This is a genomic window from Methylacidimicrobium tartarophylax (assembly GCF_902143375.2).
Lineage (GTDB): Bacteria > Verrucomicrobiota > Verrucomicrobiia > Methylacidiphilales > Methylacidiphilaceae > Methylacidimicrobium > Methylacidimicrobium tartarophylax.
Window position 1 is genome coordinate 1 of sequence record NZ_CABFVA020000084.1, and the last position, 10,920, is coordinate 10,920.

9 protein-coding genes are annotated in these 10,920 nt (G+C 60.1%); 3 read left to right on the forward strand and 6 right to left on the reverse strand.

What is annotated here, in order from left to right; all coding sequences use genetic code 11:
- Window positions 1-17 precede the first annotated feature (17 nt).
- From MAMT_RS07825 to MAMT_RS07840, 4 genes are all read right to left on the reverse strand, one after another.
- On the reverse strand, window positions 18-521 hold the full coding sequence (locus tag MAMT_RS07825) for an alpha/beta hydrolase (protein ID WP_142660427.1): 504 nt from the start codon (window positions 519-521) through the stop codon (window positions 18-20).
- An 86-nt stretch (window positions 522-607) separates the two neighbouring features.
- Window positions 608-3,454: an aconitate hydratase gene (locus tag MAMT_RS07830; RefSeq protein ID WP_178087015.1), complete on the reverse strand. Its 2,847-nt coding sequence runs from the start codon at window positions 3,452-3,454 to the stop codon at window positions 608-610.
- Window positions 3,455-3,897: 443 nt separating this feature from the next.
- Window positions 3,898-4,314, reverse strand: a complete 417-nt coding sequence (locus tag MAMT_RS07835) for a ribulose bisphosphate carboxylase small subunit (protein WP_142660428.1) — start codon at window positions 4,312-4,314, stop codon at window positions 3,898-3,900.
- A gap of 12 nt (window positions 4,315-4,326) precedes the next feature.
- Window positions 4,327-5,781 carry a form I ribulose bisphosphate carboxylase large subunit gene (locus MAMT_RS07840; RefSeq protein ID WP_178087017.1) on the reverse strand — a complete coding sequence of 485 codons (1,455 nt, stop codon included), beginning with the start codon at window positions 5,779-5,781 and terminating at the stop codon, window positions 4,327-4,329.
- A 134-nt stretch (window positions 5,782-5,915) separates the two neighbouring features.
- Here MAMT_RS07840 and MAMT_RS07845 point away from each other — a divergent pair, with 134 nt between their 5' ends.
- A complete protein-coding gene (locus tag MAMT_RS07845; RefSeq protein ID WP_142660430.1) occupies window positions 5,916-6,893 on the forward strand; it encodes a LysR family transcriptional regulator in 978 nt (325 codons plus the stop codon).
- On the opposite strand, the gene MAMT_RS07850 is transcribed toward MAMT_RS07845, so the two are convergent.
- Together MAMT_RS07850 and MAMT_RS07855 are read right to left on the reverse strand one after the other, a co-directional pair.
- Window positions 6,890-8,146 (reverse strand): NAD(P)/FAD-dependent oxidoreductase, encoded by a 1,257-nt coding sequence (locus MAMT_RS07850; RefSeq protein WP_142660431.1) that lies wholly within the window; start codon window positions 8,144-8,146, stop codon window positions 6,890-6,892. The two genes, MAMT_RS07845 and MAMT_RS07850, sit on opposite strands and share 4 nt — an antisense overlap.
- Entirely contained in the window at window positions 8,143-8,418 is a 276-nt protein-coding gene (locus MAMT_RS07855) for an acyl carrier protein (RefSeq protein WP_142660432.1), read from the reverse strand. Before MAMT_RS07855 ends, MAMT_RS07850 begins: the two co-directional genes overlap by 4 nt.
- Window positions 8,419-8,601: 183 nt before the next feature.
- Between MAMT_RS07855 and MAMT_RS07860 the strand changes: the two genes are divergently transcribed.
- Both MAMT_RS07860 and MAMT_RS07865 read left to right on the forward strand, forming a co-directional pair.
- On the forward strand, window positions 8,602-9,834 hold the full coding sequence (locus MAMT_RS07860; RefSeq protein ID WP_142660433.1) for a beta-ketoacyl-[acyl-carrier-protein] synthase family protein: 1,233 nt from the start codon (window positions 8,602-8,604) through the stop codon (window positions 9,832-9,834).
- Entirely contained in the window at window positions 9,827-10,843 is a 1,017-nt protein-coding gene (locus MAMT_RS07865) for a beta-ketoacyl synthase N-terminal-like domain-containing protein (protein WP_178087016.1), read from the forward strand. The genes MAMT_RS07860 and MAMT_RS07865 overlap by 8 nt, the downstream gene beginning before the upstream one ends.
- Window positions 10,844-10,920: the final 77 nt, after the last annotated feature.

Genomic DNA, 10,920 nt, shown 5'->3' on the forward strand with positions numbered 1-10,920 from the left:
CCAGCCGATAGAGGCGGCTACCGCCGCGCCGCCCCCGTCCCCGGATCCAACCCCAGCGCTTCTCCGAGCCGGAAGCGCGCATGCTCGAGAGCATATTTTACCATGTCCTCATGTTGGATCGGTCGCCCATCGGGAAAGCAAACGGCCTCCTCTTCTTCCAGCAGCTGCTTCGCCTTGCGGCCTTCCTGGCATCTTACTCCCTTCCCGAAATGTCCGACCAGAAGCCGAAGCCGGGCTCCGTTGCGCTGGAAGCAGCAAAAGGTCTTCTCTACCGCGGAAGGAAGCGGAAGAAGAGTTCCCCAAAGCAGGATCGGATCGATCAAATAGAGCAGAGAGACGAGAATCTTCTCCTTCGCGAGGAAGCGAGAGAGGCGAACGGCGCTTACCGCTCCGCGACTATAGCCGAAAAGAGAAACCGCCTTGGGTTTCCCCCAGAGCCGAGAAAACAACAGGGGCAGAATCAGGACTGCGCTTGGGGGGAAAACCGCGGCTCCGGCCCGTCTTGCAGACTCGACCAACAAAAAATTAGCCCAACCAGGCCCAGCAGGGCCGGCACCATGAAAGACAATCCGGCAATCTTTTGGTTCCGTCTGCGGGAGTTGAATCCTCACGCGGGCTTCGCTTCGCGGGCTACGATCCGACGCAGTACATAAGGGAGAATGCCGCCGTGTCGAAAATAGTCCGCTTCAGCCGGAGTGTCGATCCGGCAAAGGATCGAGACCTCCTGGATCGCACCGCTTGGGCGATGAATCCGCAACGTGAGCTCCTGGCCCGGTGCGAGATCCTGCTCGAATCCCGGAATCTCGAACATCTCGTCTCCTGTGAGCGAGAGATCGGAAAGACGGATCTCACTACGAAACGTGCAGGGCAAGACACCCATGCCGACAAGGTTCCCGCGATGGATGCGCTCGAAGCTCTCCGCAATCACCGCGCGGACACCCAAGAGCGCGCTGCCCTTGGCCGCCCAGTCTCGGGAGCTACCGGTCCCATATTCCCGTCCGGCCAAAACCACCAGCGGTACTCCTTCTTCCCGATACTTCATGGCGGCGTCGTAAATCGACATCATGGCCCCTTCGGGCATATGGCGAGTCACGCCGCCCTCCACTCCGGGCACGATTCGATTGCGCAAGCGAACGTTGGCAAATGTACCGCGCACCATCACCCGATCGTTACCCCGACGGCTTCCGTAGCTGTTGAACGCTTCCCGGCCAAGGCCCAGCCCTTTCAGATACTGACCTGCGGGGCCATCGGTCTTGATCGCTCCCGCCGGAGAAATGTGGTCGGTTGTCACCGAGTCTCCCAGGATGCAGAGAGCGCGGGCACCGACACATGCCTGACGAACGGGCGCTTCCAAGGAAAACTTCTCCAGAAAAGGCGGCTCCTGAATATAGGAGTTGTCTGCATCCCAGGAGTAGATCTCACCTCTAGCCGCCTCGATCTCCTTCCATTGAGGATTCATCTCGCCGAAATGACCGTACAGACGGACGAAGGTCTCCGGGTCCATTGCCGCATCGAGCAGATCCTCTACTTCTTCGGCTCTCGGCCAAATTTCGCGCAGAAATACCGGCCGGCCGGCCCGATCTTGCCCCAACGGTTCGGATTCCGGATCCCAGTCGACCCTCCCTGCAAGAGCGAAAGCGACGACAAGCGGCGGAGACATGAGAAAGTTGGCGCGCACCGCCGCATGGATCCGCGCCTCGAAATTGCGATTTCCGGAGAGCACCGCAGCGACCACCAGTTGATGGGCGCCGATCGTCTCCTCGATGGAGGCCGACAGTGGCCCGCTATTGCCGATACAGGTCGTGCACCCGTAGCCCACCACCTCGAATCCCAGCTGGTCCAGGAAGTTCTGCAACCCCGTGCGCGACAGGTAGTCCGAGACGACTCGGGAGCCGGGAGCCAAAGAGCTCTTGACGTACGGGGGCACGGTGAGCCCCCGCTCGACCGCCTTTTTCGCGAGAAGGCCGGCAGCCAGCATCACGCTTGGATTGGAAGTGTTTGTGCAGCTGGTAATGGCGGCGATGACGATGCTCCCATGCCCAATTTCCCCCGCAACCCCGTTCGCCAAGTCCGATGCCGGGTCGGGCGTGGGGTGGAGATCGCGCAATTCGCTTTCACTGGAAGAGAGTGCTTCTCCCCCGTTAGGCTCCAAGAGGTGGACTTCTCCGGCCCCGGGCTCATGCCGAACGGGGACTCGTGTCCTCAACTCCTCACTGGTTTTTCCGTAACCGCCCTGTTCTGTGGGAAGCGTCAGGAGTTGCTGAAATGCTCCCTTGAGGGAGCGGAGCCCAAGGCGGTCCTGCGGACGGCGCGGTCCTGCGACCGCCGGCTCCACCCCGTCGAGCGGCAGCTCCACGACCTGGCTGTAGTCGAGTTCGCCCACCTCTTGGGGAATTTCGAAGATCCCCTGGCTGACATAGTAACGTTCCACGAGTTCCAGCAGCTCCCGCGGACGACCCGTCCGCCGCAGATACGCGAGCGATTCCCGATCGAACGGGAAGTACCCCATGGTAGCCCCGTATTCCGGTGCCATATTGCTGAGAGTCGCCCGATCCGGGACGGCAAGGGAAGAGGCGCCTGGACCAAAAAACTCTACGATCTTATTGACTACGCCGACCTGGCGAAGCTTCTCGGTGATCCGCAGCACAAGGTCGGTCGCCGTGACCCCGGGAGTCAAGGATCCCGTTAAATAGACGCCGACCACGTCCGGAGTGAGAAGATAGTAAGGCTCGCCGAGCATCGCCGCCTCGGCCTCGATGCCTCCGACACCCCATCCGACCACGCCGAGTCCGTTGATCATCGTCGTGTGGGAATCCGTTCCCAAGACGGTGTCGGGGTAGAGGAGCTTACCCGCCTTTTCCTCGTGAACGAAGACCCCCTTGGCGAGATATTCCAGGTTTACCTGATGGCAAATTCCGATCCCGGGAGGGATGATACGCAGCTTGCGGAAGGCACCCTCGCCCCATTTCAGGAAGGCGTACCGGTCGTGGTTCCGGACAAACTCCCATTCCAGATTCCGCGCCAGCGCATCCGATCTTCCGAAGAAATCCACCTGAACGGAGTGATCGATCACGAGATCGACCGGAATCTCCGGCTCAACCGAACTGGGCACCCGGCCGATGCGGGCCAAAGCGCTCCGCATCGCCGCCAGATCCACAAGCAGGGGAACCCCCGTGAAGTCTTGCAGGAGGATTCGAGCCACTCGAAGAGGAATTTCCCGGCGCGCCGGGTGCCTGGCATCCCAACGCGCTAACTCCTCCACATCCTTTTCATTTACGGTCGCTGTTCCACAAAAGCGCGCGAGGGACTCGAGAAAGATCCGCAGGCTAATGGGAAGCCGGTGGATCGGCCCGAGGCCGGCTTCTTCGAGGGCCGGTAGTGAAAAGAAGGAGAACTCTCCTAGTCCGGGCACGACCAGACTTCGCCGCCATTCTTCGTTTACTAACTTTGCCATTATCGCGGACTTGGCATCTTTGCGGAGAAGAGTAGGCTTCGGGAAAAGCGATGGCAATCGGATTTCCTCAATGGGAGATGTAGTGCTCGAATTGGCACACTTCCCGCTTTTCTATCGAGAAGCGATCCGATTGGAAAAGAAACAGGAAGGAGGTATGGAATGCGGTTGACTCAAGATCCGTTCGATTCTTGCCTGAAGTCGAAAACTCTGTTTCGCCTGCCGGGCCACAAGCACGAAAAAGCCTTAGCTCGCCGCTATGAGCGGCGGAAGGCCCGTCAGCATCTGCATCGTCGGGGAAGCCCGGAGGAAGTTTAGCCCGCCTGTCGTACAAAGGTTAGAACTCCAGGCCGCCGTGGCGGTGGCCTAGGAATTGCCCTAGGCAACGGGAGCGGCGTTCCCGAGAAACGCCGCTCCCGCTGGTCACAAACTCTGTCTAGGCCTTCTTAGTAGCGGTGGCCGGGAGGCTTTTGGGCAGCATAGGGTCGGGTCGTGTAGCGGATCTGGCGATCCGCGGCTTCCATCCGATCGAGGAAGAAACCCGGCTCCTCCTTGGGACGCTGCGCCAAAAAGGAGAGCATGGTACTCTGATATCCCTGCTGCCGATTGTAGCCGCTAATCCGAATGTAATCGTTGGGACGGGCGATCCGGCACTCCGCCAGCTCGTGCATCACCCCAGCCGCATCCTTTAAGTCGAACATCGGCAGCCCCCACATCTCCCAATAGACATTCCGTGGATGGGGATCGTCGGTAAACTCGATGCTCACCGCCCATCCATTGCGCAAACAGTACTCCACCTGCGCCCGAATCTCCTCCTCCGTCAAATCCGGCAGGTAAGAAAAGGTCCCTTGTGTCAGTCTCATCTCTTTTTCTCCTTAAACGAGCTCCGGAGTCGCCACCGCATCCGGCACGTCGGTCGACTCGAACTCGAAACTCACATCCTTCCAAATCTCCAGCGCTTTCGTCAGAGCCGGCGAATGCCGCGCGGCCTTCTGCAGAATCTCCGGACCCTCGTGCAGATAGTCCCGCCCTTCATTGCGTGCCTGAATCATCGCTTCCAGCGCTACCCGGTTCGCCGTCGCCCCGGCCGCAATCCCATCCGGATGCCCGATGGTCCCTCCACCGAACTGCAGGATGCAGTCCTCCCCCAAGTAGTGCAGAAGCAGGTGCATCTGCCCCGCATGAATCCCTCCGGAGGCCACCGGCATCACCGCCGCCATCGAGGCCCAATCCTGCTCAAAGAAAAGCCCGATCGAAGGGTCGGCCTCGGTTCGGTTGCACCGCAAGGTCTTGTAGTAGCCTTGAACGGAGTGAACATCCCCCTCCAGCTTCCCCACCACGGTCCCCGCATGAATGTGGTCGACTCCCGCCAGACGCATCCACTTGGAAATCACCCGGAAGTTGACCCCGTGGCTCTTCTGCCGCGTGTAGGTGCTATGCCCCGCCCGGTGCAGATGCAGAAGCAGCCCGCTACGCCGACACCACTTGGCCATCGATTGAATAGCCGTAAACCCCGCCGTCAGGTCAACCATCACGACCACGCTCCCCAACTCCTTCGCAAAGTCGGCCCGCTCGTACATCTCCTCCATCGTCGCCGCCGTCACGTTCAAGTAGTGACCCTTGACCTCTCCGGTGTCGGCCTGCGCCCGGTTGACCGCCTCCATCGAAAAGAGCCATCGGTCCCGCCACCGCATGAAGGGCTGGCTGTTGATGTTCTCGTCGTCCTTGGTAAAGTCCAATCCCCCACGCAAGGCCTCGTAGACCACCCGCCCGTAGTTGCGCGCCGACAACCCAAGCTTCGGCTTCACTGTCGCGCCAAGAAGCGGCCGCCCATACTTGTTCAGGTACTCCCGCTCCATCATGATCCCGTGCGGAGGCCCCTGAAAGGTCTTCGTGTAGTGCGGCGGAATCCGCAAATCCTCCAGCCGGACCGACTTGAGCGCCTTAAAGCCGAAAACGTTCCCAATGATCGAAGAGGACATGTTCGCAATCGAACCCTCCTCGAACAGATCCAGGTCGTAGGCAATGTAGGCAATGTACTGGTCGCTCCCCGGCACCTGATCGACCCGATAGCACTTCCCCTGGTAGTGCTCGTAGGCCGTCAGCCGGTCGGTCCAGACCACCGTCCAGGTCGCCGTCGAACTCTCCCCGGCTACCGCCGCCGCCGCTTCCACCGGATCCATCCCCGGCTGCGGCACCAGCCGAAACGCCGCGATAATGTCCGTATCCTTCGGCTTGTAGTCCGCCTTGTAGTACCCCATCTCCACATAGGGAGTCACCCCGGCCGCCCATCGGCTCTTCTTCTGCCCCTGCCCATCGTGCTTCACCATCGCCATATCCGCCCTCCTGTTGCTTTTCCGAGACCGGAGCCTTCTCTATCGCCCCGCCTCGTTTCCTCTCCTTATACGGCGGCTCGATCAATAATCCTATTTGATTGTTTTTATTAGATAGATTAGTTTTAGAAATGGATTTTACATTGCAGCAATTGCGCGTGTTTGAGGCGATTGCTCACCACAAAAGCTTCACCAAGGCGGCCGAAGCCGTGCATTTGACTCAGCCGGCCGTTTCCATCGCGATGAAACGCTTCGAGGAGACCGTCGGTCTGCCGCTCGTCGAGCGCATCGGCAAAAAGATCTACCTCACTCGCGTAGGGGAAGCCGTGGCAGGCCAGATTCAGGTCATCCGCCGCGAGATCGATGCCTTGGGCAACCTTGTTCTCTCCCTCCAGGGTGGGGTTCAGGGACCGCTGCACGTGGCCGGGGTGACCACCTCTAAATACTTCATGCCCCATCTGCTCGGAGCCTTCGTGCGCCGATATCCGGGAGTACGTCCGAGCCTGCTGGTCATCAATCGGGCACAAGTTCTTCAGCGGCTGGCCGAAAACCAGGACGACCTAGTCATCATGGGACAAGTACCTCAAGGACTCCCGGTGGAAACTTTTCCTTTTTTGGACAACTCCCTTGTCGTCGTCGGCTGGAGGAATCATCCCCTCGCCGGAAGACGGAATATTCCTCTTCGAGATCTCCTCCAGCAACGATTCCTCAGTCGAGAGTCCGGTTCCGGAACACGCGCCGCCGTCGATCAAGCGTTTCGATGCGAAAAACTGGTCCTCGAGCCCTACATGGAGCTCGGGAGTAGCGAGGCCATTAAACAAGCGGTGATCGCTGGGCTGGGTATTTCCGTACTTTCCGGGCGCAATATCCGTCCCGAGGTGAAACAGGGCCTCCTTCAAATTCTGGATGTCGCCGGCTTTCCTCTGCAGCGGCACTGGTATGCCGTTTATCCCAAAGGAAAGCAGCTCTCCCAAACCGCGGAGAGCTTCCGCAACTTTCTCCGAACGGAGGGCCCCGCCGTCCTGGAACAGAAGCCGAGCGGAATGGATCCTCCTCCCGCTGGGTCGAAGAGAATCAAGCGTCCCCGGGTAGACCCAAGTTCGGCCTAAACCGACAGGTAATCGAGAGCGGGCGCCAAGCGCCAACGCCGCTGCATCGCGCAAAGCGAATAGAACAGCTTGACCTGGAGCCGGAGTGAGAGAGGGAGATCGGGGTTTCCCGCCAGGAGATGAATCATCGCATCTTTCATCCCGCTCGGAGGATGAGGCGTCATGAAAACTTCGAACGCCCGGTCGTCATAGAACATTTGAATCATGTCGGCGAAGCGGCTTGCCAGCGCATGGATCCGACAAGTGAACTCGCATTGCTGCTCGGGAGAAAGTCCGCTCGAGTCTTCCGGCTGGCTCAAGATCTCCTCTGCCGCAACCACGCCACTTTCCAAGGCAACCGTCACCCCCGAGGAAAAGATAGGATCCAAAAATCCGGCCGCATCTCCCGCGGCCAACCATCGGGAGCCCCCAAGGCATTCCAACCGATAGGTATAATCTGCCGTGGTCCGGTACGAGCTCATCGCCTCCGCGTTTTCCAGCCGCGATCGGAGTTCCCTGCTCGCACGCACCGTTTCTTCAAAGAGTTCCGGAGGACTGCCCTTCCCGCTTTGAAACACCGAGATGGGCCTCACCATACCGACCGACGTTTTTTCCTCATCGAGCGGAATGAGCCAAAACCAGCCGTTGGAAAGACGCACGATCGTGATATTTCCGGCCGCTCTCCCTGGATTGCGGCGCACGTTCCGGAAATGCGCATAAACGGCCATCTTCTTCGGAATCCCAAGATCCGTTTTGGGCAGTCGAAGGAGTTTGGCCACGAAAGGCTCACGCCCCGTCGCGTCGATCAACCATTGCCCTCGGGCCCGCTCGATCGCTCCCGCCCGCTCATATTCCACTTCCACGCCATCCGGACCCTCCTGAAACCCACGCGCGACCGCCCCGAGGAGAACGGAAGCTCCGGACTCCTTGGCATGATCAAGGAGGAGGCTATCGAAGCGGGATCGTTCCACCTGAAAGGTCTTGTCGTATGGCTCGGCCAAGCAGTCTGCGAAAAAGAAACGCCGCAAGGATCTCCCATTGCTTAAGACAAACTCGGCTCCCGGCTTGATCATGAAACCGGCATTTTTCACCTTTTCCCATGCCCCGATTCGCATCAGCACCCGATGGGAAAAGGGCAACAGCGATTCCCCGATATGAAAGCGAGGGAAGACCTCTTTCTCCAAAAGCAGCACTTTCTTGCCGCTCCGGGCAAGAAGGCTGGCTGCGGCGCTTCCCGCCGGACCGCCTCCCACAATAATGACCGGATCGCTCATGGATTTTCTCGGCCTTGCTGCTCCAGGAGCCAGACACGGAGCGTGGATAAATTCTCCAGTACCTTTCGCGCCACCGTAGGATCTTGAATCGCAACCCCGTATCGTCGTTCCAGTTCCGCAGTCAGTTGGAGAGCATCAATCGAATCGAGCCCGATGCCGTTCGGGCCGAAAAAGGGAGTCTCCTCACCAATGTTCTCGACCGGAATGCGGAGCATACAAGATTCCACGAGAAGGGCGCGTAGCTCATTGTAAGTGACCGATTGGGTGCTCATCCAGATAAGAGGTCTAGTCTATATAACTGTATATAAAAAATCTACTGGGAATTTCCCCCTGCCCCAAGCCGGGGGTCCGCCTCTACCACACGCCACCGGCCACAGGGTCCCCTTCCGGGGGAAGCATGGCCATCTTTTCCCTTGGATCGTCTCTTCGCTCTCCGTGTAGTAATAAAACGAGTTATGTCCACTGCGCGGGAAGCAAAAGCCGTCGTCGCCGTCACCGGGCTGGGGGCGGTCACGGCCCTCGGCGAGGACGCCGCCTCCTCTTGGAAAAGCGTGCTGGAGGGCTTGGATGGGAGACGCCCGGTCGATCTGTTCGAAACGGAGGGATGCCGTTGCCGCTCGGCCGCTCAGGCTGCGATCCCGGACATCCCCTCCCTCACGTCCAAGGAGATACACCGGCTCCCTCGCACCTCCCGCTTCGCCATTCCCGCCGCTCGGGAAGCCCTCGCCCAAGCGGACCTTTTGCTCCCAAATGGGCAGGCGAAGCTACCCCAAATCCCCCTCTGCCTAGCTACAACCGAAGGCGGAATGGAGTTCGGAGAGCGATTCCTTGAGGAAATCCTCGCGGGTCGAAAAGGCCATCTCCACTGGGTAGGCCGCTACCAACCCGAGCAGCAAGCCATCGACCTTCAGCGATGTCTGGGCCTATACGGCCGCTCCATCGTGATCGCCAACTCCTGCTCCAGCGGCGCGGACGCCTTGGGTTATGCCGCACAGCTAATCTGGACCGGCGAAGCCTCCTGCGTGCTGGCCGGAGGTTTCGAGGCGCTCGCGGAGACCGTCTTTGTCGGATTCGATTCGTTGCGCATTCTGACGACCGAGCGTTGCGCTCCCTTTGATCGAGGACGCAGCGGGCTCTTACTCGGGGAAGGCGCCGCCTTTCTCGTCCTGGAATCCTTGGAGCACGCGTTGGGTCGACGCGCTCGACCTCTCTGTCGATTGACCGGATACGGCCAAGCCACCGATCTCTATCATCTCACCCAGCCCTCTCCTGATGGACGCGCGCTCTGTCAAGCCATGGAATACGCTCTTACTCAGGCCAAACTCTCCCCGGAAGCAGTCGGTTACCTGAACGCACATGGGACGGGCACTGCCTTGAACGATGAGGCAGAGGCCCACGCCTACTCCCGCTTTTTCGGAGCGGGCTGGAAGACCCCGCGGATGAGTAGCACCAAGGCAATCATCGGCCACACCCTGGGCGCTGCGGGTGCGATTGAGGCCGTTTTCTCCGTTCTCGCCTTGTCCACGGGGCGGCTCCCCCCTCAGTGGAACTCCCCCAACCCTCTTCCCGAGGTGGGACGAGCCCTGGTTCGTCCTCTGGAACCCTCTTTCCCGCTCGATCACACGATGAGCGTCAACGTGGGGTTCGGGGGCACCAATGCCGCCTTACTCTTTTCCCGTCATGACTGATCGTTTGCCCGTCTACGTGAACGCGGTCGGAGCAGTTTCCCCCGCCGGGCTGGGGGCCGAACCCCTTGCGCAATGGCATTCACCGGCCGAAAAGGAGATGGCCCTCTCTTCCTCCTCGTCTTGCAGCTTTTCCGTCTTCCGCGTCGACCGCTCCGATCCCCGATGGAACAGATGGACGGCAGAGCCGCGGCTTCGCCGCGCGGGAGGATTGGCGCAATTCCTGGTCGAGGCCATCCATCAGGCGCTGGTCGGCGTAACGGCGCAGGCGAGATCCCAAATAGGGCTGGTTGCGATCTTCAACAACGGCAGCATTGCCCATACCGCTCGCTTCTTCACCGGTTATCGAAGCCAGGGTCGCCGCTTCGCGAGCCCCCTCCTTTTCCCCGAAACCGTCTACAACGCGGCAACAAGCCACGCAGCGGCCGTATTCGGACTCGGCGGTCCCACCTGTTCGTTGATCGGTGATGAGTCGGCATGGGTCGAGGGGATCCGGATGGCGAGGATTTGGCTCGAACTCGGACACGCCTCCACCGCTCTTGTCGCCGCAGCCGAAGAGCTCACCCCGGTAATGCTCGATGCGTTCCACTCCGCTGGCTGGCTTCGAAAAGTCCGGCCTTTTCGACCGACTGAGGGCGCGGCCGCCCTGCTTCTGACAACCCGTCCGGAGGATGCCCTCTTTGCTCTCCTCGGAGCGCCAACGAGCTTCCCTTACCGCAACCGAGGGGAACTGGCCTTGATGGCCTCCAAGCTTGCCTGCGAGCTGCCACCGAAGATCCCGGCTTATCCCACGGCCGAGGCCTCTTGGCTCGGACCACTCGAACGAGTCCTCCTTCGCCGGGTGCCTTCCCTAGGCTCCTTCCCCTACCTGGGAGAAGCCTTCTCCGTCTCCGCCGGCTGGCATACGATTCGCGCCGCCAGCCTTCTTTCCGAGCAGCACCCGGAGATCCTCCTTCCTCTATGGGGCCGCATGCATCAACTCTCGTGGCTACATCTCCGTCTCCCCGGTTAACAGCCTGTCGGCCTTTCCGTTTCCCTCTGGAATATGGTAAAAGAGGGCATGGCTGAGCGATTTGTGACGGTGGATCG